This window comes from Psychroserpens mesophilus (assembly GCF_050617655.1).
Classification (GTDB): domain Bacteria; phylum Bacteroidota; class Bacteroidia; order Flavobacteriales; family Flavobacteriaceae; genus Psychroserpens; species Psychroserpens mesophilus_A.
In genome coordinates this window covers 182,807-204,597 of record NZ_JBODQC010000006.1, presented here as the reverse complement: position 1 = coordinate 204,597, position 21,791 = coordinate 182,807, and the positions used below count along the sequence as shown (strand labels likewise).

Here is a 21,791-nt window from a genome sequence, read left to right as displayed (position 1 = left end):
ATAGATTATAAAAATATTTATAGAAAATATTCTAATATTAATAGTGTTTTATATATTTATGAATATTTAGATATTTATTATTTAAACATACTATCCATAATTATTTTTAAGCCTTTGAAGGCAAAATAAATTGCTAAAATACAAAGTATAAAAGCTACAATTAGAATAGGAATGTATAAAGACTTTTCAGTATTACTTAAAGCAACATAAATTAGACTTGGACCTATAAACATTAAAACTAAAGAGACACCCATAGCTTTAATTCCTCTAACCAACTCTTCTTTATTAGTTCTCTTAGTATCCATTTGTATAATTTTTAATTGCTGTTCTTACGTTTTTATATTTTTTTAATAATTTTTCTGCTTCTTCAAAACTTAAGTTTAATTCACTCATTATCATTTTAGTACCTCTATCCAAGAGTTTATTGTTACTCAATTGCATATCAACCATTTTATTACCTTTAACTCTGTTTAACTTAATCATTGTAGTAGTAGAAATCATGTTAAGTACTAATTTTTGAGCTGTACCAGCTTTCATTCTTGAGCTACCAGTTACAAATTCAGGACCTACAATGACTTCTATTGGGTATTTTGAAACATTTGATAAACGACTATTAGGATTACATGTTATACATCCAGTAATGATCTTATTTGAATTACACTTTTCTAATGCAGAAATCACATAGGGAGTAGTGCCTGAAGCAGCTATGCCTATTACGACATCTTGTGAAGAGATATTGTAAGATTTTAAGTCTTTCCAACCTTGTGAAGTTGAATCTTCTGCAAATTCTACAGCTTTTCTGATTGCTGAATCTCCACCAGCAATTAATCCAACAACTAATTCATAAGAAACACCAAAAGTAGGTGGGCATTCTGAAGCATCCAAAATACCTAATCGTCCACTGGTTCCAGCTCCAATATAGAAAAGACGCCCTCCGTTTTTAAGCTTAATGACTATTTGTTCGGTTAATTTTTCAATTTGCGGAATTGCTTTTTCAACAGCTATAGGTACAGATTTATCTTCATTATTAATATTAGTTAGTATTTCACTAATAGTCATTTTTTCTAAATGATTATAATTTGAATCTTGCTCTGTAATTTTTGTAAATGTCATATTGCAAAAATAGTCATTTTTCTACTGCGTTAGTGATAGGAGCGGCATCCTTTTTGAGTTCTTTACTCAAAAAGATATAGCGGATAGCACGACAACTCTTCGCACTTCTATTTCTAGTGCCAAGAGTTGAAACGCCCATAAAGAATTAGTCTACAGTATAAAAAAATTCATCAACTTCAGACAGTCTAAAGTAACCTAAAGGGAAATTTTCTGGGTTGGTTTGATTAACACAATTACCTCTCACTGTAGCAGGTTGGGTTTCAAAAGGGCCACCTCCGCCGTCATCTGTTTGTTGAAGTAAAATGAACATAAACTCATAAAAGCGTTCAGAAACTCCATGGTTTCTAATTGTTACACTCTGGCCTAAATCTAAATCTTCTTCTACATAGAATCCGAAAATTTCATTTCCATTTACAAATTCATCTTTAAAAGTATCAAGGGTAGGAGTTACTGGCAATGTAGGGGTAAACTCAAAAAAGTAATAATTTTCTTCATCTGCAGGATCATTAAAAAACGCTTTAATCTCTGTCTCGTCACCTGAAAAACCACCTTCTAAATTTTGTTCTACACGTGTAATTGCACTAACTGATTTAAGTGTTTCTGTAGCGACATAAGTTTCTCCATCATAGATGACAGTTAAATAATATTCACCGTTTATTTGTGGTATAAAAACGTTATTGATGTAGATACCAGAATCTCCATCTTCAATAAATTCGAAACTATTATTGTTGTTATCTGTAATAATAACGATGGCATTGTTAGCAGGTGGAACATCAAGGTCAAAGAAAGGAGCTGTTAAACTCAGTTTAATTTGTTGCTCATTTCCAGAAGTTCCTTTAAGCCAATCAATAGATGCATCGATTACCAATTTAGGCTCTGAAGTTGGTAAATTTATATTTATCACATCCTCACAAGCATACAAAAAAATTATAAGTATTATATAAAAAATCTTTTTCATCATTAAAATTTAAAATTATAAGATACTGAAGGTACAATGCCAAATATAGCAAGTCTTACAGCTTCATTTCTAAAGGTGTCTCTATTTTGGCTAAAGGTTATGGATGCTGCATTTCGTCTACTGTAAACATTATAAATTCCGAAAACCCATTCACCTCTAAAACCTTTTACTTTATCTGGTTTAGGTGTATAATTAGCTGAAACATCTAAACGATGATATGTTGGTAGTCTGTATTCATTTCTGTTAGTATAACTCGGAATACGAATGCCGTTATATTCATACTGGCCATTGGGATAGGTAACTGGCTGACCTGTTTGAAATAAAAAATTTGCATTAAATGACCATTTTTTAGTCAGTTTATAGCTTCCAGTAAATGAGATATCATGTGTTTTATCATAGGGTGTGTTATACCATTCGCCATTATTAATACCAGTTTCATTAGCTATTCTTCCTTTTGTTTGTTGTTCAGATTTTGAAAGAGTATATGATAACCAACCTGTAAATCGTCCTTCATTTTTTCTTAAAAGTAATTCTAAGCCATAAGCTCTAGCTCTTCCATTTAAAATAACCTGCTCTATGGCATCATTTGCTATTAAGTCTGCACCATCAATGTAATCAATTCTATTTTTTACTGTTTTATAAAAACTTTCGAACTCTAAGGAATATCTGTTATTTGAAAAATTTCTAAAATAACCAACAGCATATTGATCTAAAATTTGAGGCTTGGCATATTTACCACTGGGTGTCCATACATCTAGCGGAGTCGGTGAACTTGTATTAGACAGTAAATGTAAATACTGTGCCATTCTGTTATAACTTGCTTTAACAGACGACTTATTATTTAGCTGATAAGCTAGTGCTAATCGAGGCTCTAAATTATTGAATGATTCGATAATATCGCTACGATTAAATTCTTCAGTGCCAATAGGTTCAGCTTTTTCATAAATTTGTAAAAAATCATTAAAAATAACAGCTTGGTCATTTTCGTAAACATTGAGTTCGTCTTGTCCTAATCTTAAAAAATTACTATATCTCAATCCGTAAGACGCTGTTAGTTTAGCTGTTAACTGATGTTCGACATCAAAATATAAAGCATTTTCTAGAGCGTATTTGTCAATTAATTTTTGAGGATTTATTCCGGAAGTACTTGTTGATGGTTCAATTTCACCAGGATTAAATTTATGATAAATACTATTTAATCCGTATTGAAGTTTTACTTTATCGGTTAGGTAATGTTTCAGATCGTATTTAAGGTTGAAGTTTCTTATTCCAGAATTCCAATTAAATTCTACAAATTCAAGATTCAAACCGTAGTAATAATCAGAGTAAATTAAGGAAAGGTTAGAAAATAACTTATCAGAAAACAAATGATTCCATCTGAAATTTAAAACGGTATTTCCATATGTGTTTTCAAAACTATCATTAATACTAAATACATCACGACCAAAATAACCAGACAAATAAATATTGTTATTTTGGTTTAGTTTATAGCTTAGTTTAGTATTCAAATCATAAAAATAGGCGATGTTGTCAATATCAAATAATGGTAAAAATAAATGAGCATAAGAGGTTCTTCCTCCTAATAAAAATGAACCTTTTTCTTTCTGAATAGGACCTTCAACTAACAATCTGCTGGATACAATACCAATACCACCATTAGCATGAAATTCATTACTATTTCCTTCTTTTTGATAAATGTCCAATACGGATGATACACGACCTCCATAACGCGCAGGAATTCCGCCTTTATACAATCGTAAATCTTTGATAGCGTCAGGATTAAAGACAGAGAAAAAGCCGAATAGATGTGAGGAGTTATATATAGTGGCTTCATCCAGAAGAATTAAGTTTTGATCTGCAGAACCACCTCTCACATTAAATCCGGAAGCACCTTCACCTGCGGTTGTAACACCTGGTAAAAGTGTAATTGCTTTTATGACATCTACCTCACCAAGTACTACAGGAATTTGTTTGATAGTACTTGCGGAAAGCGCATTCACACTCATTTGAGGCTTTCTAATATTTAGCTTTTCAATATCTTCTGTGATTACAATTTCATCCAGAGCTTCTGTAGTTTCGATGAGACTAAAATTTTTAGTTCTATCTGAAGTCAGCTCAATAGTTTCTATAATATTCTGAAAACCTAAATAGCTAATTATCAATTTATAAGTTCCTTTTGGAAGTGTTATAGAATAAAAACCATATTCATTTGTAATGGTTCCTGTCTGTTGCTCTGGAAATAGAATATTAACACCAATCAGAGTCTCATTGCTGCTATGGTCTGAAATAACACCACTGAGAGTGTATTTTTCTTGAGCCAAAATACTCAACGGACTTAATAAAAAGATGAGTAGAATTGCTCTTATAAATATGGTCATAATGTGTGATTAATATGTTTTTGATTTGATGAAATATGCTAGGTTTAAACGAATCACTTTTACAAATGTTACCTTAAAAAGGTAAATTATTGACATCTACATTTCCACCAGACATAATAACACCAATTTTTTTGCTTTTGAAGGCTTCTTTGTCTTTTAAAACCGCAGCAAAAGCCACAGCACTGGAGGGTTCGATAATAATTTTCATACGTTCCCATATAAGTTGCATTGCTATGGTTATTTCACTTTCTTTAACTCTTATGATTTGCTTTACATGTTTTTTTATAATGGGAAAGTTATGCGAGCCTAAATGTGTTCGTAAACCATCTGCAATCGTGTTTGCAGAGCTATTAGTTTCTATTTTGCCACTAATGAGAGAACGATAGGCATCATCTGCTTCTTCAGGTTCACCTCCAATAACTTTACAATGATTAGAAAAATAAGTTGCTGCCAAAGCTGTTCCTGCAATTAATCCACCACCACCAATCGGACAGACAATATAATCTAAATCAGGGTGTTCGCTTAGTAATTCTAATCCTGAAGTACCTTGACCAAGGATAACATTTAAATTATTTGAAGGATGAATAAACGTCGCACCTGTAGTTTTAGCGATATGATTTGCGCTAGTTTGTCTGGCTTCAATGGTTGGTTCACACTCAATAACTTCACCACCATATTCTAAAACCGCATTTTTCTTGACCTTAGGGGAGTTGGAAGGCATAACAATGTATGCTTTTATCTGTAAACTTTTTGCGGCAAGAGATAATGCTTGTGCAAAATTACCTGAAGAATGTGTGACCACTCCTTTTTGCTGTTGATCTTTTGAAAGCTGCATGATTGCATTTGTAGCACCTCTTATTTTGTAAGCTCCAGCTCTTTGGAAATTTTCACATTTAAAATACAATTCGGCGCCTGCACGTTTATTAATAAGATCAGATGTTAAAACAGGTGTATGATGAACATAAGGTTTAATCCTGTCATAGCAATTAGTCAAGTCCTCTTTTGTCATTTTATTATATGATAAAAAAAAGACCATCTAATATGGTCTTTTTTTAGTGAAATTCTATTATAAAATTTTATTAAATGTTTCACTTGGTCTCATAGCGGCAAATGTAGCAGCTTCATTTGGTTGATAATAACCACCAATATCTACAGGTTGCCCTTGTACCGAATTTAATTCATCAACTATTTTTACTTCATGAGCTTGTAATTCTTTAAATACTTTTGCAAACTCATGCTTTAATTCTAAATCTTTAGATTGGTTTGCTAATGCTTCAGCCCAAAAAAGCGCTAAATAGAAATGACTACCTCTATTATCTAATTCGTTTACTTTTCTAGAGGGAGATTTTCCATTGGCCAATAGTTTTTCAGTGGCGTCATCTAAAGTTTCAGATAGGACTTTTGCCTTAGCATTATTATTTGTGTCTCCAAAATGTTCTAAAGAAACAGCTAGTGCTAAAAATTCTCCTAAAGAATCCCAGCGTAAGTGGTTTTCTTTGGTAAACTGTTCCACATGTTTTGGAGCAGATCCACCAGCACCTGTTTCAAATAAACCACCACCATTCATTAATGGTACAACTGATAACATTTTAGCACTTGTTCCTAATTCTAAAATAGGAAATAAATCTGTTAAATAATCTCGTAATACATTTCCGGTAACCGATATCGTATCTTTTCCGTCTTTAATACGAGCCAGTGTGAAATTAGTCGCTTCAACTGGAGAAAGAATTCTGATGTCTAGGTCAGACGTATCGTGATTTTGTAAATATTGATTTACTTTTTTAATCAATTCAGCATCATGTGCTCTCTTAGAATCCAACCAGAATACAGCTGGAGTTTTTGAAGCTCTGGCTCTTGTAACCGCTAATTTTACCCAGTCTTGAATAGGTGCATCTTTTACTTGGCACATTCTCCAAATGTCTCCAGTTTCAACCTTGTGTGATATCAAAATGTTTTCAGAGGCATCTACAACTTGAACGGTTCCAGTGGAAGTGATTTCAAATGTTTTATCATGTGAACCATATTCTTCAGCTTTTTGAGCCATCAATCCAACATTAGGAACGGTCCCCATTGTCGTTGGATCAAAAGCGCCATGTTTTTTACAGAAATCAATAGTTGCAGCATATAAACCAGCATAACTGCTATCTGGAATGACGGCTTTAGTATCTTGTTGTTTGCCTTCAGCATTCCACATTTGACCTGATGTGCGAATCATTGCTGGCATTGATGCATCAATGATGACATCACTTGGAACATGTAAGTTAGTGATACCACGATCACTATTTACCATAGCTAAATCTGGACCATGATCTAAAGCGAATCGAATGTCATCTCTAATTTCGTCCCGTTTATCTTCTGGTAATTCACTTAATTTTTCTAATAGGTTTCCAAACCCGTTATTAACATCAACACCTATGGCTTCAAAGGTGTCACCATGTTTTTTGAATAAATCTTTAAAAAATACACGCACAGCATGACCAAAAATAATTGGATCGGAAACTTTCATCATGGTTGCTTTCATATGTAGAGAAAACAACACGCTTTGATCTAAAGCATCTTCAACTTGTTCCTCTAAAAATGATAACAAGGCTTTTTTGCTCATTACAGTCGCATCAATAATCTCACCTTTTAATAAGCTTAAACCGTCTTTTAAAATTGTGGTATTTCCAGTGGCATCTGTATGAATAATTTTTACTGTAGTCGCTTCAGATAGCGTAACAGATTTTTCATTGTGAGCAAAATCACCATGAGACATCGTTGCTACATGAGTTTTAGAATCTGAAGACCATGCTCCCATAGAATGTGGATTCATTTTAGCAAAATTCTTAACAGCTTTTGGAGCGCGCCTGTCTGAATTTCCCTCACGAAGTACAGGGTTTACAGCACTTCCTTTAATTTTATCATATCGTAAGCGAATTTGTTTTTTTTCATCTGTTTCAGGTTCATCAGGAAAATCAGGCAACTTGTAACCTTGATCTTGTAATTCTTTTATGGCTTCTTTTAATTGCGGAACCGAGGCACTAATGTTAGGAAGCTTAATGATATTAGCTTCAGGTAACTTCGCTAAATCACCTAATTCTTTCAAAGCATCAGGAACACGTTGATCTTCAGTTAAAAAATCAGAAAAAGCAGCTAAAATTCTTCCAGCTAACGAAATATCTTTAAGTTCAATATTTATACCAGAAGAGGCTGTAAACGATTTTATAATTGGTAATAACGAATGTGTTGCTAATGCTGGTGCTTCGTCTGTTTTAGTGTAAATTATTGTAGGAATATTTGCCATAAAAAGTTTAGAATTTAATTTAATCTGAATGTGCTTAAATTTTAAGCCTAGCAAATATACAAATAAACTGAGAGCAAATAAAGTGAAATATGGTAATGAAAATACGAATAAGACATCCTTTAAAAACTAAGGTTTAGTTTAAGGGATGCGCATTAAAAACAAAAGCCATATCACTGTAGCAAAACTACTTTGACATGGCTTTTTTGATTTAGCTTCCACATGACCTAGTTAACATTGCTGTTAACATTGAAATCGCTGAATTTACATTCCCACATTTCTTTTCAGTTCAAGTTTCACTATCTCAATGAAACATTTCATAACTTTCAAAATGTATTGACCTGTTATTACTTTGTTCCGGTTTTAATTGCTTTTCTTGATCTCTTTTTTACCATCTGCTCGTTTTCACGTTGGATGCTCAAAAGACATTGCTTATCCTGTTCTCATTTGCTTTCGCTCCTGATACTTTTTCAAAGCTTTCCACTTTTACGTTTGTCAACTGCCTAAACATTCAACAAGATTCAAAGCTTCATGATTTCTTTGTCTAACATGCATACACTTGCGACTCCAAAACCTCAAAAAACAATTATATAAAGAACGTTACTTTATTGCAATTTAACACAAATTCAAAACTTAATTCAAAACCAAACTGGGTTTGTTGTTAATTGTTTAGCTAAAGTAGGCTTTTGTTTGAGAATTTCAAATTTTTAATCAGATTAGATATTCACATTTTATAAACCGAAGTTATCAACAAAAGTTCATAACCAAAAAAGCCCTGACATTGTCAAGGCTTTTTTTAATCTATATCTAATCAGGAAATTACCTTCTAACTTCCTTAATTCTTGCTTTTTTACCTGTAAGACCTCTAAAGTAGTAGATTCTTGCTCTTCTAACTTTACCTCTTTTATTCACTTCTACTTTTTGAAGTGCTGGTAAGTTAACTGGGAAAATACGCTCTACACCAATAGTTCCAGACATTTTTCTAATTGTAAATGTTTCTGAACTACCAGAACCTTTACGTTGTAATACGACACCTCTAAAAAACTGTGTACGTACTTTTTCTCCTTCTCTAATTTCATAGTACACAGTAATTGTATCACCAGCACTAAATTCAGGAAACTCTTTTTTTGTTACAAATTCGTCTTGTACAAATTTTACTAAAGAACTCATCTTTTTATGTTTATATAAATTATTTCAAACCAACATTCACGATTTTCGCCAGAGGTTAATCCAAAAGTGGGTGCAAAGATAATTAAAAAGTTATAAGTAAAAAGTAAAAAGTGAAAAGTTTTCTAGTTAGAGTTTGGGTGTTTCTCTACTTCACATAACTGCTACGTAGAGTCAGGCTTTCCGCTATATCTTTTTATTCCTATGGTCATAAAAAGGATGCCGCTTTAATCCTTAACACGCATTCATTAGTGGTTAGTATTTAGGCAAAAGGCATAAGTTAATAGGTATAGGACATTAGATTATTGAGTTTTATATTTTATCTAATCCCTAATCTCTTTTAATCTTTCAACAAATCAGGACGACGCTCTTTAGTCCTCTTATATGCTTGTGCTTCTCGCCATTTTTCAATTTCAGGAAAATTACCACTAAACAAAACTTTGGGTACTTTCATACCATCATATTCTCTGGGTTTTGTATAAATAGGAGGTGCTAATAATCCATCCTGAAATGAATCGGTTAGGGCAGAGGTTTCATTTCCTAATACACCAGGAATTAACCGAATTACTGCATCACACAACACAGCCGCTCCTAATTCTCCTCCAGATAACACATAATCACCAATTGAAATTTCTCTCGTAATAAACTTATCTCGAACACGTTGATCGACGCCTTTATAATGTCCGCAAAGAATGATAACATTCTCTTTCATTGAGATTTGATTAGCAATACTCTGGTTCAAACGTTCACCATCAGGAGTCATATAAATGATGTCGTCATATGTTCTTTCAGATTGTAATTTTGTGATGCATTTGTCAATAGGCTCAATCATCATCACCATTCCTGCTCCTCCTCCATATTGAGTGTCATCAATGGCTTTGTAGTTGCCTGTAGCGTAATCACGTAAGTTGTGAAAATGAACACTTACCAAATCGGCTTCGATAGCACGTTTTAAAATGGAAGCTTCAAAAGGACTCTTAATTAATTCTGGTAAAACAGTTATAATGTCTATGCGCATAAGAGAAATGAATTGAATGCAAAGATAGGGTTAATGGTTAAGTGATATGTTAAAAAATACGAACTAAATATTTATATGTCAGTCCTATTGATATTGCTAATCCAAAACTAATTAAAGTTCCTATCAAAATATATTCCGTGAGCTTTCTGTCTTTTGCTCTTGAAAGATCTCCAAACCTAAACACTGATTTTGCAGCGATTAATAATCCAATAGCACTCCACTGATTTAAAATTATAAACCCGAAGACAAAGAGGCGTTCTAATATTCCTATATATTTTCCGGCACTTTTTAAGGAGTCATCAGAATTATCTTCTTCTAAATTCCATTTACTCATGATCATTTTCATAATAATAGCAGAGACATATGTAATTAATAATATTGATAGTATAAATAACAGCGAATGCTTAGTGAATATATTATTTAGCTCAATTGCAAACGGTTCATTTAAATATACAATGATTCCTATTATAAGTAGATGTACTATTTGATCTATGGCAAATAGTAATCTTAGATTAACTTTCTTTTCAAGGTTTAACTTAATGACATCAACCACTAAATGACTGGCTACAATAAGAGTAATATACAGCCAATACGACCAATCAAACTGAAGCATTACTAATAAAGACAAGAAATGAACCAGTCCATGCAGATATAAAAATTTCGACTTGTGCTTTTTAGCTTTTTTATCTTTTACCCAACGATCAGGTTGTAGTACAAAATCACCAATGATATGTGCTATCAATAATTTTAGAGTTAGTAATATCATAGTTTGGAAATTTGGTTTATATAAAAATCATTCACATTCATGATTTCCTCAAATCCACCTCGTTTTAAGGCTTCACTGATACTACTTTGAGATTTATCAAGAAGTTTAGCTAATGTTTTCTGATTTTTTTTAGAATTTTCTATAGCTGTTTTAATGACTTCTGAAACTGTACTACTCCAGTTATTAGCGATTAACATTGATAAACTTAGCATTAGGTTAAGTGATTGGTCTAAATTTTCATTATTAGATTTTACAGCTAAGGTTTGTTTTTTCAAAGATTCAAAACAGTCGCCAGACCTTGCAAAAGCAGAACCATTAGATTCAGTTATTTTTGAAGACTTATATTTTTCATCACCTATTCCTATAGCCATTCGCACATCCTGTGATTTTATTTGTTTAATAGCCGACTTAATATGTATTGCTGCCAACATTGCTTTTTCTGGAGCAATTAACAATTGAAAGCTGTCTCCTCTAAATATTTCCCAATCTTTAGGTTCTTCACCATAATAATTAAGGATGTCCTTAAGAAGCTTTAACCATTTCTCGACATCTCCCTTTCTGGAATTAATTACGTCTCCTGTTATTACTGCTACCATTATAAAGTTTATTGTAAATATATCGGATTTTAAGCCGATATACAAATATATCGGATTTTTAGACGATATTTTTTATTATCGGATATTTAGTCGATAATTAAACAGTCATTCAGAATCCTTTATCGTCTGGCAACCATCAGGTAGTGGTTTTAAAAATCAAGGTCTTTAAGTAGAACCAAGTGTATGATTATAAAAAAAATCTGTAATTTCAATTACAGATTTTTAATGATGTTTTATGCGTGATACTGCACTTGCTTCAATACCATTTTATGTTAAGCATTTTTTTGCTCATTAATCATATCTTGTAACTGACGTCTTACTTTTTGTTCACGTTCTAAAGCATTACGTCTGTGTTCTTCAAATTCTTCTTCTGTTTCAGAAAGACTTTTCCTTGCCTGTTTTGTAATTGCATTGCTATTTCGATATTTATAAATAAAGAATAATAATAATGCTGAAAGTACACCAACAATACTCCATAATATCAGACTATAATTCGGTTTGGTCATTTGCATTCCGAATAATTGCATGCTATCTTTTTCTGAAATGGTGTTATCTAACTTGGTTTTTGTATTTGATAAATTTAGTTTTAAATCTTCAATTTCTTTTGCCTGATTGTTTACGGTTGCCTCTAAATTATCTAAGTCTTGGTAAGTTGTTTTTAGTGAATCTAAAACATTGGACTTTAATTTAAGTAACCAGGCTTGTTTTACAGCCTCATATCTTTGACCGTTTGTTCCTTTAAAGTTACCAGATTTTATAAAAATATATTCAAACTGACTATCAATTGAGCCACTACTTAGTGATAGTTCTTCTGTTTCGTCTGTAGTTTGAGAATGTGCTGTAAAAAAAGTCACAGCAAATAATGAAAGTAATACCGTTTTAAATAATTTCATTTTGGTCAGTAAAATTAATAGTGTGATTATTAGGGAACAATATAATAAAATTATGAAGATTTACTTCAAAATCATTAAACAATTAGCCTCACAATTTGTGAGGCTAATGTATATACGATTCAAAAATAATTTTAGATGTTTAGATTACTAATAGTAAGTATAACGTCTTACTTTAGCAATATATTTCGCCAATCTAATAACTTGGTGGCTATAGCCATATTCGTTATCGTACCATATATATAATATAGCGTTTTTACCATTTGGTCTTACAATTGTAGCTTTACTATCATAGATAGAAGGTGCTGAGCTTCCAACAATATCACTAGAGACTAATTCGTCACTCATTTCATATTTGATTTGCTCAACTAAGTCACCTTCTAATGCATATTTTTTCATCATTGCATTCATAGCATCTACAGATGTTTCTTTTTCTAAATCTAAATTTAGAATTGCTAAAGATCCATTTGGTACAGGAACACGAATTGCATTAGAGGTTAATTTTCCTTCAAAAGATGGTAATGCTTTACTGACAGCGCTTCCTGCTCCAGTTTCAGTAATTACCATATTTAATCCGGCTGCACGTCCACGTCTGTATTTTTTATGAAAGTTATCTACTAAATTTTGATCATTTGTATAGGCGTGAATGGTCTCTAAGTGACCAGCTACGACACCATAAGTGTCTTCAATAGCTTTTAAAATAGGAGTGATGGCATTTGTAGTACAAGATGCAGCAGAAAAAATATCTACTTTATCAGGATTATTTTCTAAGTGATTTACACCATGAACAATATTTGGAACTCCTTTTCCAGGAGCAGTTAATAATACTTTATCAACACCTTTTGATTTTAAATGTCTGCTTAATGCTTCTTTGTCTCTAAAAGCGCCTGTATTATCAATAACTAAGGCATCTTTTATATCGTATTTAGTATAATCAATGTCTTCAGGTGCATTAGCCGATATGATATTTACAGTTGTGCCATTAATAATCAAGGCATTGTTTTTAAGGTCGGCAACCACAGTACCTGAAAAATCACCATGAACGGAGTCATTTCTTAATAGAGACGCTCTTTTTTCTAAAACAGTTTGGTCAATTGCTCCACGTGTTACAATCGCTCTCAAACGCAACTGGCTTCCTTTACCCGTTTTGGTCATTAATTCTCTTGCAACTAAACGTCCAATTCTTCCGAAACCATATAAGATGACGTCTTTAGGTTGAATGTCTTTATTTTTTTTAGCATCTTTTAATTTGTCTGCAACAAAAGCTGTAGCATTACTATACTTTTGATCTTCTAAATGAAACTCATAGGTTAGTTTTCCGATGTCTAATTTAGCAAGAGGGAGGTCTAAAGTTTTAATAGCCTGTGCTATTTCAACCGAATCAAAAATAGAAATTGGCTTTTGTACAAATTCTCCAGCATACTCGTGAAGATTTAAAATTTCGCTAACATTTCGGTCGATGAGTTGGTTTCTAAATAATACCAATTCGATAGATTTGTCGTACCAAAGGTCGCTAACAATTTTAATAAACTCTACTGTTGCTCTTCTTCGATCAGCTTGAAAAGCCAATTCGTTTTCATAAGTTCCGTTCAAACTCATTGTTTTAAATTTAGTGTGTTGTTTGTTTTGTTTTAACGCCTCACTTTTAAGTTAAAAAAATGAAAGGCGCCTCTGTTTCCGATTGCAAAAATAATATATTTCAAACGTTTTCGTGACGTTTTTTTTAAAAATAAAAAACCCATTAAAAACAGTCTGTTTCAATGGGTTTTCTGTTTAAAAGTTTCCTGCTTTTTTAACGAATAACATATTGCTCTCGTTCACCATCTTTATTGATAAGTCCGATTTTCTTAATGTATTGCTCAGCATTTGAACCATATTTTTGCTTCAGTGCAGAAATATCTTCAATACTTTTAATTTTAATATTGTTGATATCAGTAATGATATATTTAGAAGAAATGCCAAGGTTTTCAGATAACCAATCGTTATTATTTCTTATCACTTCAACACCATAGCTGATATCACGTTCTAGTTTGCGTTGATCTGAGAGGTTTTTTAATTCCATATTCATAAAATTAACCGTAAGAATGTCTGTTTTTGAAAGCTCTACAGGAAGCGTTTTAACTTCATCGTCTCTTATGATTTCAACATTTACAACATCACTAGGACGTTTTGTTTTAAGATAACCACTTAAGTCTGAAAACTTAGATATTTCAATATTATCTATTTTTTTAATGATATCTCCAGTTTTGATTCCAGCTTTTTCTGCACCTGATTTTTCGGTAACGTCAGCAACATATACACCATTAATTTCATTGAGACCTTTTTCAATGGCTTCTTTTGAATTTGTATTAAGAAGTGATACACCTAAGATTCCGTTTTGAACATTTCCAAATTCAATAATATCCTCAACGACTTTTCTGGCAATATTACTGGGTACCGCAAAAGAATATCCAATGTAAGATCCTGTTTGTGATGTAATGGCTGTGTTAATACCTACCAGTTCACCATTAGCATTCACTAATGCGCCTCCAGAGTTTCCTGGATTTACAGCTGCATCGGTTTGAATAAAAGATTGTGAGTTTCTTCCGGATAAATCTCTCGCTTTTGCACTGATGATACCTGCAGTTACAGTTGACGTTAAATTAAACGGATTACCAACTGCAAGAACCCATTCGCCGATTTGTGCAGCATCAGAATCACCAAATGTTATAAAAGGTAAATCGTAATCTGCTTCCACTTTTAAAAGTGCAATATCAGTTTTTTCATCACTTCCAATAAGTTCAGCATCATATATTTTATTATCATTTAAAGTAATTGATATGGATTCTGAACCCGTAATGACATGGTTATTTGTAATAATATAACCATCTGGAGAAATAATAACACCACTTCCAGTTCCTATTTGAGCTCGTTTAGATTGTTGCCTTCCATAAAATAAATCTTGTAAAGTCATTGGAGCAGACACCAAAGCGGTATTCTTAACATGAACCACAGCATCCACTGTTTTATTAGCAGCATTTACAAAGCTAGGATGTTCTGCAGCTGAAACTAAATTAGTGTTAGTTGATTTGTAATTGGTCGGAACAAAAAAAGGTTGTTCTGCTGAAGTTTCAACAGCAACAGATGCTTCTTTTTCTAGCAACAGTTTATAGGTAGATAATGTTATGATTCCACCTAATACTGAAACAAATACTAAGGTTAAGATTTTTTTCATTTTAAAATATGTTTTAATATAGGTAACGATTAAAATTAATTATTTATTGATTTCATAATTCAACTTTAACGATTTTTAACGTCAGTTTTAACGCTCATTTAACACCAAAATTATCGAGTCTTTATTCCTATATTTGCATCCATATGCAATTGACTTTTTATAAATATCAAGGAACAGGAAACGATTTTGTGATGATTGATAATCGTCAGAACATTTTCGACAAAAATGATACCAAACACATTGCTTTTTTATGTGACAGACGTTTTGGCATTGGAGCCGATGGTTTGATTCTTTTAGAGCATCATGATACAGCAGATTTTAGAATGGTGTATTACAATGCCGATGGAAATGAAAGTTCAATGTGTGGAAATGGAGGTCGTTGTATTACTGCTTTTGCAAAACACTTAGGAATTATTAACGATTCGGCAACATTTGAAGCTATTGATGGTTTACATGAAGCTACCATTGATAATGCTATTGTGAGTTTGAAGATGCAAGATGTGTCAACAGTTGAAAACCATAAAACTCACGTATTTCTTGATACAGGTTCTCCTCATCATGTGCAATTAGAAACAGATTTAAAACATCTGGATGTCAAGTCTGCAGGAAGTGCAATCAGATTTGGTCGTCCTTATCATGAAGTTGGCAGCAATGTGAATTTTGTCTTTAAAAATTCAAATGACAATTTTTCAGTTCGTACATATGAACGTGGTGTTGAAGATGAAACTCTGTCTTGTGGCACTGGAGTAACAGCTGTAGCTTTAGCAATGCATTATATAGGTGAAACTGAAAAACATACAATTACTTTACAAACTCAAGGAGGTGTTTTAAAAGTGTCTTTTGAAAAAGCTGAAAATGGATACCAGAACATTTGGTTGATTGGTCCTGCCGATCAGGTGTTTAAAGGCGAGATATAATGATTAATATGAAAGGAAAACATATTTATTTGCGTGCCTTAGAGCCTGAAGATCTAGATTTTATTTATCAGATTGAAAATGACCAGTCGGTTTGGGAAATCAGTTCTACCATAACACCATATTCAAAATTTTTAATCAAACAGTATCTAGAAAATGCTCATAAAGATATTTATGAAGTCAAACAATTGCGTTTGGTGATTTGCAATACTGAAGATTTGGCTATCGGACTTATAGACTTGTTTGATTTTGATTTTAAAAATAAACGAGCAGGAATTGGTGTTTTGATAAAAGATGAAGCTCACAGGCAAAAAGGATATGGGAAAGAAGCTTTAGAATTGCTTATTGCTTATGCAGCTGTTCATTTAGATTTACATCAATTGTATTGCAATGTGTCTGAAGACAACAAAAAAAGTTTAAAACTGTTTAAGAATCATGGATTTAATATTGTAGGTCTTAAAAAAGACTGGATTGTCATTAATGGTTCTTTTAAAAATGAATATCTCTTACAACGAATTTTAAAATAATATGTATATCAAAAAAATACTTTGGGCAATAGCACTTATAGGTTTAATAGTCGCTGCTTATTTTGCTTATTTTGTCTATGGAGCCATGTTTAAGCCCAATACAGCCTTTAACAACGACAAAGCCTATATTTATGTGCCAACTAATGCATCTTATGAAGATGTAAGAGAACAGTTAGAACCTTTATTAATTGATATTGATAAATTTGATGCTTTAGCAACACAGAAGAAATATACAACAAACCTTAAAGCAGGTAGATATGTTATTAAAAAAGGCATGAGTAATAATGACATCATTAACTCCATCCGAATTGGAAATAAGCCCATTAAACTATCCTTTAACAATCAAGAATCTATTGAAAAATTAGCAGGACGAGTAAGTCAGCAAATAGAAGCAGACAGTCTATCTCTTTTGCAAGCTATGACTAATTCTGAGTTCTTAAAATCAAGTGGTTTTTCAGAAAAAACAGCCTTGGGCATGTATATTCCTAATAGTTATGAAGTGTTCTGGAATACTTCAGGAGAGGAGTTCAGAGAACGAATGCTTAAAGAATACAATCGCTTTTGGAATGCTGATAGAAATGCAAAAGCAAAAACCATAGGCTTAACAAGAGATGAAGTGATGGCTTTAGCATCTATCGTTTACGAAGAATCAAAACAACCCAGTGAACAACCCAGAATTGCAGGTGTTTATATGAACAGACTTAAAATAGGAATGCCTTTACAAGCAGATCCAACTTTAAAATTTGCGGCTTACAAATTACCTAAATATAAAAACACAATCATTAAGCGAGTTCTTAATGTGCATAAAGAGATAGAATCACCATATAATACTTATATATATGCTGGTTTGCCTCCAGGACTTATTGCAATGCCAGATATTTCAGCTATAGATGCAGTGCTTAATTTTGAAAAACACTCTTATTTGTATTTTGCTGCGAATGCTAAAAAACCTGGTTTTCATAAGTTTGCTAAAACTTTGGCACAACATAATGTAAATGCCAGAGAATATCAAAGGTATTTGTCGTCTCAAGGCATTAATAGATAACAGTGAAGTATCGCTGGATACATACAAGTTTTCTTCTTTTAATATCAGTTTGCTCGTTTGCTCAATCCAAGCTTGATACGTTTCTAAAACCTAGTGATAGCTTAAATTCATCGCGTAGAAATGCTGTTGTAATAACTGAAGTGTCTTTAGCAGGTTTAACTTTAGCAGGTTTAGATCAGTTGTGGTACGCAGATTTTCCGCGTTCAAAGTTTCATACGATAAACGATGCAGACGAATGGCTTCAGATGGATAAATTAGGACATACATTTTCAGCCTATCAGTTAGGAAAGGCAGGAGCAGATGTTTTGAAATGGAGTGGTGTACGTAAGAAAGACCAATTATTGTATGGAGCAACTTTGGGGTTTACATTCCTAACAGCTGTTGAGGTTTTAGATGGTTATAGCGCAGAATGGGGATTTTCATGGTCTGATATGGCAGCGAATGCTGTGGGAACTGGACTGTTTATCGGACAAGAATTATTATGGGAAGAACAACGGGTTTTATTGAAATATTCGTTTCATCAAACTCAATATGCTTCTCAACGTCCTGATAAATTAGGAGATGGCTTTATGGAAGAAATACTAAAAGATTATAATGGACAAACCTATTGGTTAAGTGCTAATATAAATTCTTTTGTAAAAACGAGTAAACTTCCTAAGTGGTTAAACGTTGCTTTAGGCTATGGAGCGGACGGAATGCTAACTGGAAAAAATGAAAAAGTTGATAACTTATTAATAAGTCAAAACAGACAGCGTCAATTTTACTTAAGTCTGGACGTCGATTTATCAAAAATCAAGACAAATTCTAGGTTGTTGCGATCGTTGTTTGACGTTTTTAATATGATTAAAGTACCATTTCCAACCTTGGAGTTCAACGATAAAAATGGGTTAAAGCTCCATTACATCTACTTTTAACAACAGTTTAACAGCTAATTTTCAGTAGTTTAAAAAAAGACGTATATTTGCATGCTGAAATTGTAAGGTGAATAAGGGGACAATTTTTACCTTACATAAAGTTAGCTATTATGATGAAAAAAGTAAGTAATTATTTTGCGATCCCTCTAGCTATTTGTAGTGTTATGTTTATGGCACTTAAACCGAGCCCTTCTCTGGATGTCGCAATGTACTCCACTGAAGGATTAGAATTGGATTTCACAGTTCAACATGATTTAAATTCAGAAGGTGAAGCTGATGAAACACACTTATCAAATCCGTTTCAAAAAAATCATACCTACTATCCTTATTTAGGAAAGTCATATACAGGTTTTAAAGAGGCTCTTGCTTTTAAGGAATCCAGAGGAAACTATTTTACGGTGAATACTTTAGGGTATTTGGGAAAGTACCAATTTGGTGCTGAAACGTTAAAATTAATCGGTATTTACAATCCGAACCAATTCTTATACAATCCTGAATTACAAGAAAAAGCATTTTTAGCAAATACAGAACGTAATAAATGGATTCTTAGAAAAGACATAAAACGTTTTGATGGCAAGAAAATCAATGGTGTACTAGTCACAGAATCTGGTATTTTAGCTGCAGCACATTTGGCTGGACCAGGAACTGTAAAGAAGTTTTTAAGAAGTTATGGTAATTATAATTTTTCTGATGCTTATGGTTCTACAGTAAAGCATTACATGAAGAAATTTTCTGGATATGACACGTCTTCAATCAAACCAGATCGAAGAGCCAAAGCTGTTTTGTAAGCCATACGATATATTTAGATATACATCCTTGAAGTGTTTAAGCTTCAAGGATTTTTTTGTTATACTGAATCTCCTCCTTCATCAAAAAGGTCATCAATAGCATCTTTTTCTACAAGTGTTACAGCCTTCTGAAGCATTAAGTTATTAGGATAAGTAACCAAATCGCCATTGTCAAGCCTTAAATGCAATTGAAAAGCTCTAATGTCTTCAATGATAGCTTGCACAGGAAAATCTTTATCATGGATTTCTATTTTGTCACCAACTTTATATGGGAAATTAAAAAACATAATGATTCCCGAAGTAATATTACTCAAGATAGACCAAATAGCAAATAAACCAATACCAATAACAGCGAATATTGAAGAGAATAATAAAGTAAGTTCTCTTAATTGAGCACCAAAAACAAAAGCTTCAATAAGTAATGCAATAAGAACAAGAGTCACTGAAACATAACGACAAATCAGGCTGATTCGCGCATCATTAATTCCGCTTTTTCTACCAATTTTTCTGATTATTTTATGAGCTATCGTTCTAACAATAAAAAGAAAGAAAAGTATTATTGCTGTCGTAATTAATTCCGTTTGATACGTTTCAAAAAACATTGTTGATGTATTATACATTATAGGTGAACAAAGATACGTTAGAATTAGTTCAACTTAAGACTTTCTCTTAAATCTTCATCAGCATTACTGTTTTTAGACCAATAAGCAGAATTAATCGTTTCAAGTCGTGTTGCTTTAGTGGTTAAGATTTTGGCATTTTCTCCATAGCCATCTTTGTAGGTGTCTTCCCAGCTAGAGATATTAAAAGGAAAATTAGGATTAAAATTGATGATGAGTGTTCTATTTAATTGAGGATATGTGATTTGGTATGAACCTTTGGTGAGTTCAGCTTTAGCCTCATAAGCTTTCAATTCAATATGTTTAAGTCTGATAAATTCAAACGAAGGAATTATCTCAATGTTTCCTGTTGGGAGAGATGTTGGATCAATTCGCAATTGCGACCATAATTCATTTTCTAAAATGGTTTGATCTATTTTGAAATCCTGATCACCTTCACTTTCAAAATAAGAATGCGATGTAATTTCAAATTGATTTCTGTTATTTAATTGTGTGTAAACTTGTCCGCACCATTCCTGTACCGAGCAGGTCACTTTCAATGCATGTTTAGTATGATCTAAAGGGTAAAACGTAGACTGCATGATAGAATATGGATACATACCAGTATTAAAATTCTTAGTAGCATTTAACTTTAAGACAGAAATATTTTTCTCACTGTAAGTATCAGCTTTAACCTGTTCTTCAGGAAGAAAATCTTCAGTCACATAAATCAAAACAGCAGTACCATCTCTCAGTTCACCATAGCGTGCCTGTTCAAGTTTGTAAGATGTAATTTCAGCTTTTCCAGAATACCAATACGATTTAAATGCTTCCGATGGAGAGAACGTATCTTTTGTATTAATATTCGTTTTTTCAGTCTCTAAGGTGGTATCTAACTGCATTGCTTGTTGAGGTTTTTGATCTTTGCAAGACATTATAATCCCAAAAGCGAGTACTGTAATAATGGGTTTGAGCTTATGCATGTTGTATCTAAAATTACGGGTTAATGTTCCTTAAAAATACAAATGAATATGAACTAAACCATGTTGTTTAACGTTTTATAAACTAAATGGGTAGGCAAACCAACTACGTTAAAATAAGAACCTTCAATACTTGTAATTCCAATGTGACCAATCCATTCTTGAATGCCGTAAGCACCAGCTTTATCAAAGGGTTTAAAATTGTCGATATAGTAATTGATTTCATCTTCTGAAAGTGGTTTGAAAGTCACTTTTGTAATGGCATTTACAGTTTTTTGAGTTGAAGTTGTTGTAAAACAAACAGACGTGATGACCTCATGAGTTTTATTGCTCATAGATTGTAACATGTTATATGCATCCTCTTTGCTGACAGGTTTTCCGAGTGCTTTATTATCATTCCAAACAATGGTATCACTGGTAATAAGAATGTCATTTGGTTGCAATTCGTCTTTAAACGGAAGTGCTTTTAATTGCGACAGATAATCACTAATTTCAAAATGTTTTAATCGATTTGGATAGTCTTCATGAACAGGTTTTAAACGGATTTCAAAATCAAGACCCAAATCATTAAAAAATTGCTGTCTTCTGGGAGAACCCGAAGCTAAAATGAGCTTGTAGTTTTTAAGTTTCTCGCTTAACATGAA

Annotated in this window: 21 protein-coding genes; 5 read left to right on the top strand and 16 right to left on the bottom strand. The window is 32.6% G+C overall.

Features of this window, described 5'->3' with window-relative positions:
• Positions 1–77 precede the first annotated feature (77 nt).
• From ACRHNM_RS12190 to ACRHNM_RS12130, 13 genes are all read right to left on the bottom strand, one after another.
• A complete protein-coding gene (locus ACRHNM_RS12190; RefSeq protein ID WP_431136931.1) occupies positions 78–305 on the bottom strand; it encodes a DUF6095 family protein in 228 nt (75 codons plus the stop codon).
• Entirely contained in the window at positions 295–1,113 is an 819-nt protein-coding gene (gene murQ, locus ACRHNM_RS12185) for an N-acetylmuramic acid 6-phosphate etherase (protein WP_431136930.1), read from the bottom strand. Before murQ ends, ACRHNM_RS12190 begins: the two co-directional genes overlap by 11 nt.
• A 145-nt stretch (positions 1,114–1,258) precedes the next feature.
• Positions 1,259–2,071: a DUF4249 domain-containing protein gene (locus ACRHNM_RS12180; protein ID WP_431136929.1), complete on the bottom strand. Its 813-nt coding sequence runs from the start codon at positions 2,069–2,071 to the stop codon at positions 1,259–1,261.
• A gap of 2 nt (positions 2,072–2,073) precedes the next feature.
• Positions 2,074–4,449 carry a TonB-dependent receptor gene (locus ACRHNM_RS12175; protein WP_431136928.1) on the bottom strand — a complete coding sequence of 792 codons (2,376 nt, stop codon included), beginning with the start codon at positions 4,447–4,449 and terminating at the stop codon, positions 2,074–2,076.
• A 73-nt stretch (positions 4,450–4,522) separates the two neighbouring features.
• On the bottom strand, positions 4,523–5,458 hold the full coding sequence (locus ACRHNM_RS12170; protein WP_431136927.1) for a pyridoxal-phosphate dependent enzyme: 936 nt from the start codon (positions 5,456–5,458) through the stop codon (positions 4,523–4,525).
• 57 nt (positions 5,459–5,515) lie between these two features.
• Positions 5,516–7,732, bottom strand: coding sequence for an NADP-dependent isocitrate dehydrogenase (locus tag ACRHNM_RS12165; RefSeq protein ID WP_431136926.1), 2,217 nt, complete (start codon positions 7,730–7,732; stop codon positions 5,516–5,518).
• An 816-nt stretch (positions 7,733–8,548) separates the two neighbouring features.
• Positions 8,549–8,899 (bottom strand): 50S ribosomal protein L19, encoded by a 351-nt coding sequence (gene rplS, locus ACRHNM_RS12160; protein WP_431136925.1) that lies wholly within the window; start codon positions 8,897–8,899, stop codon positions 8,549–8,551.
• A gap of 337 nt (positions 8,900–9,236) precedes the next feature.
• On the bottom strand, positions 9,237–9,914 hold the full coding sequence (gene trmD, locus ACRHNM_RS12155) for a tRNA (guanosine(37)-N1)-methyltransferase TrmD (protein ID WP_431136924.1): 678 nt from the start codon (positions 9,912–9,914) through the stop codon (positions 9,237–9,239).
• A 49-nt stretch (positions 9,915–9,963) separates the two neighbouring features.
• On the bottom strand, positions 9,964–10,680 hold the full coding sequence (locus ACRHNM_RS12150) for a DUF3307 domain-containing protein (RefSeq protein WP_431136923.1): 717 nt from the start codon (positions 10,678–10,680) through the stop codon (positions 9,964–9,966).
• Positions 10,677–11,276: a SatD family protein gene (locus ACRHNM_RS12145; RefSeq protein ID WP_431136922.1), complete on the bottom strand. Its 600-nt coding sequence runs from the start codon at positions 11,274–11,276 to the stop codon at positions 10,677–10,679. The genes ACRHNM_RS12150 and ACRHNM_RS12145 overlap by 4 nt, the downstream gene beginning before the upstream one ends.
• 272 nt (positions 11,277–11,548) lie before the next feature.
• Positions 11,549–12,169 (bottom strand): tRNA (guanine-N1)-methyltransferase, encoded by a 621-nt coding sequence (locus ACRHNM_RS12140; protein ID WP_431136921.1) that lies wholly within the window; start codon positions 12,167–12,169, stop codon positions 11,549–11,551.
• A 147-nt stretch (positions 12,170–12,316) separates the two neighbouring features.
• Positions 12,317–13,765, bottom strand: coding sequence for a glyceraldehyde-3-phosphate dehydrogenase (locus ACRHNM_RS12135; RefSeq protein WP_431136919.1), 1,449 nt, complete (start codon positions 13,763–13,765; stop codon positions 12,317–12,319).
• Positions 13,766–13,958: 193 nt separating this feature from the next.
• On the bottom strand, positions 13,959–15,380 hold the full coding sequence (locus ACRHNM_RS12130) for a S1C family serine protease (protein WP_431136918.1): 1,422 nt from the start codon (positions 15,378–15,380) through the stop codon (positions 13,959–13,961).
• Between the two features lie 143 nt (positions 15,381–15,523).
• On the opposite strand from ACRHNM_RS12130, the gene dapF reads away from it, so the two are divergent.
• The 5 genes from dapF to ACRHNM_RS12105 all read left to right on the top strand — a co-directional run bounded on the left by dapF (position 15,524) and on the right by ACRHNM_RS12105 (position 19,568).
• Positions 15,524–16,297, top strand: a complete 774-nt coding sequence (dapF, locus tag ACRHNM_RS12125) for a diaminopimelate epimerase (protein ID WP_431136917.1) — start codon at positions 15,524–15,526, stop codon at positions 16,295–16,297.
• Complete coding sequence (locus ACRHNM_RS12120) at positions 16,297–16,821, top strand: GNAT family N-acetyltransferase (protein ID WP_431136916.1); 525 nt, start codon at positions 16,297–16,299, stop codon at positions 16,819–16,821. The genes dapF and ACRHNM_RS12120 overlap by 1 nt, the downstream gene beginning before the upstream one ends.
• Before the next feature lies 1 nt (position 16,822).
• Positions 16,823–17,866, top strand: coding sequence for an endolytic transglycosylase MltG (mltG, locus tag ACRHNM_RS12115; RefSeq protein WP_431136915.1), 1,044 nt, complete (start codon positions 16,823–16,825; stop codon positions 17,864–17,866).
• Between the two features lie 2 nt (positions 17,867–17,868).
• A complete protein-coding gene (locus ACRHNM_RS12110) occupies positions 17,869–18,780 on the top strand; it encodes a DUF2279 domain-containing protein (RefSeq protein ID WP_431136914.1) in 912 nt (303 codons plus the stop codon).
• A gap of 110 nt (positions 18,781–18,890) precedes the next feature.
• Positions 18,891–19,568, top strand: a complete 678-nt coding sequence (locus tag ACRHNM_RS12105) for a peptidoglycan-binding protein LysM (protein WP_431136913.1) — start codon at positions 18,891–18,893, stop codon at positions 19,566–19,568.
• A gap of 59 nt (positions 19,569–19,627) precedes the next feature.
• On the opposite strand, the gene ACRHNM_RS12100 is transcribed toward ACRHNM_RS12105, so the two are convergent.
• The 3 genes from ACRHNM_RS12100 to ACRHNM_RS12090 are packed head-to-tail and all read right to left on the bottom strand — an operon-like array spanning position 19,628 to position 21,788.
• A complete protein-coding gene (locus ACRHNM_RS12100) occupies positions 19,628–20,188 on the bottom strand; it encodes a mechanosensitive ion channel domain-containing protein (protein ID WP_431136912.1) in 561 nt (186 codons plus the stop codon).
• A gap of 26 nt (positions 20,189–20,214) precedes the next feature.
• Entirely contained in the window at positions 20,215–21,150 is a 936-nt protein-coding gene (locus ACRHNM_RS12095) for a septum formation inhibitor Maf (RefSeq protein ID WP_431136911.1), read from the bottom strand.
• A gap of 53 nt (positions 21,151–21,203) precedes the next feature.
• Positions 21,204–21,788: a Maf-like protein gene (locus ACRHNM_RS12090; RefSeq protein WP_431136910.1), complete on the bottom strand. Its 585-nt coding sequence runs from the start codon at positions 21,786–21,788 to the stop codon at positions 21,204–21,206.
• Positions 21,789–21,791 lie beyond the last annotated feature (3 nt).

Excerpts from the sequence above, each read along its gene's own strand:
- ACRHNM_RS12100 (WP_431136912.1), bottom strand. The coding sequence starts at position 20,188 with ATGTATAATACATCAACAATGTTTTTTGAAACGTATCAAACGGAATTA.
- ACRHNM_RS12105 (WP_431136913.1), top strand. The coding sequence starts at position 18,891 with ATGATGAAAAAAGTAAGTAATTATTTTGCGATCCCTCTAGCTATTTGT.
- trmD (WP_431136924.1), bottom strand. The coding sequence starts at position 9,914 with ATGCGCATAGACATTATAACTGTTTTACCAGAATTAATTAAGAGTCCT.
- ACRHNM_RS12150 (WP_431136923.1), bottom strand. The coding sequence starts at position 10,680 with ATGATATTACTAACTCTAAAATTATTGATAGCACATATCATTGGTGAT.
- ACRHNM_RS12180 (WP_431136929.1), bottom strand. The coding sequence starts at position 2,071 with ATGAAAAAGATTTTTTATATAATACTTATAATTTTTTTGTATGCTTGT.
- ACRHNM_RS12145 (WP_431136922.1), bottom strand. The coding sequence starts at position 11,276 with ATGGTAGCAGTAATAACAGGAGACGTAATTAATTCCAGAAAGGGAGAT.
- ACRHNM_RS12095 (WP_431136911.1), bottom strand. The coding sequence starts at position 21,150 with ATGCATAAGCTCAAACCCATTATTACAGTACTCGCTTTTGGGATTATA.
- ACRHNM_RS12165 (WP_431136926.1), bottom strand. The coding sequence starts at position 7,732 with ATGGCAAATATTCCTACAATAATTTACACTAAAACAGACGAAGCACCA.
- ACRHNM_RS12140 (WP_431136921.1), bottom strand. The coding sequence starts at position 12,169 with ATGAAATTATTTAAAACGGTATTACTTTCATTATTTGCTGTGACTTTT.
- rplS (WP_431136925.1), bottom strand. The coding sequence starts at position 8,899 with ATGAGTTCTTTAGTAAAATTTGTACAAGACGAATTTGTAACAAAAAAA.
- ACRHNM_RS12090 (WP_431136910.1), bottom strand. The coding sequence starts at position 21,788 with ATGTTAAGCGAGAAACTTAAAAACTACAAGCTCATTTTAGCTTCGGGT.
- ACRHNM_RS12190 (WP_431136931.1), bottom strand. The coding sequence starts at position 305 with ATGGATACTAAGAGAACTAATAAAGAAGAGTTGGTTAGAGGAATTAAA.
- ACRHNM_RS12170 (WP_431136927.1), bottom strand. The coding sequence starts at position 5,458 with ATGACAAAAGAGGACTTGACTAATTGCTATGACAGGATTAAACCTTAT.
- ACRHNM_RS12120 (WP_431136916.1), top strand. The coding sequence starts at position 16,297 with ATGATTAATATGAAAGGAAAACATATTTATTTGCGTGCCTTAGAGCCT.
- mltG (WP_431136915.1), top strand. The coding sequence starts at position 16,823 with ATGTATATCAAAAAAATACTTTGGGCAATAGCACTTATAGGTTTAATA.
- ACRHNM_RS12130 (WP_431136918.1), bottom strand. The coding sequence starts at position 15,380 with ATGAAAAAAATCTTAACCTTAGTATTTGTTTCAGTATTAGGTGGAATC.
- ACRHNM_RS12175 (WP_431136928.1), bottom strand. The coding sequence starts at position 4,449 with ATGACCATATTTATAAGAGCAATTCTACTCATCTTTTTATTAAGTCCG.
- ACRHNM_RS12135 (WP_431136919.1), bottom strand. The coding sequence starts at position 13,765 with ATGAGTTTGAACGGAACTTATGAAAACGAATTGGCTTTTCAAGCTGAT.
- murQ (WP_431136930.1), bottom strand. The coding sequence starts at position 1,113 with ATGACATTTACAAAAATTACAGAGCAAGATTCAAATTATAATCATTTA.
- dapF (WP_431136917.1), top strand. The coding sequence starts at position 15,524 with ATGCAATTGACTTTTTATAAATATCAAGGAACAGGAAACGATTTTGTG.